Raw genomic sequence first — 396 nt, 5'->3', positions numbered from 1 at the left:
CCTTAACACTCGTGCCTGTTGAACAATACCCACTCGGATCCGTCCCCGCCAGTGGGTTATTCATTATATACGAATATGGGTTAATACCTTGGCTATTACCAACGCCCTGGATTAGCGGGTCCACACTCATAAACCTGCCAAGGTTATAATCATACACCCGACCGTTCATATGGATGAGTTCTAGTTCATCTAAATGCTCATGGTCGGTAAAGCCTCTATTTGTTTTGGTGAGGTCTTTATCGTCTAATTGCGATATCGCTTTTAAGCCACCCGTGCTGAGCCTTGGCTTACCAAATGGGTCAAAGTTGCGCTCGGCGATTACCTTACCATTATGGTCGGTAAAGAGTCGAGAAACAAAAGTGGGTGTCTTGTTTATTCGTGTCTTGTTTATTCCTT

The 396-nt window shown here is 44.7% G+C and carries 1 protein-coding gene; it reads right to left on the bottom strand.

The genetic code is table 11. From position 1 onward, the window contains the following. On the bottom strand, nucleotides 1–396 hold a 396-nt coding region (locus SANK73390_RS09715), incomplete at both ends, for an RHS repeat domain-containing protein (protein ID WP_462765807.1).

The sequence above is a fragment of the Pseudoalteromonas sp. SANK 73390 genome, from assembly GCF_054966645.1.
Note: the sequence above shows the minus strand (reverse complement) of the source record. Positions and strands in the feature narration are given on the sequence as shown.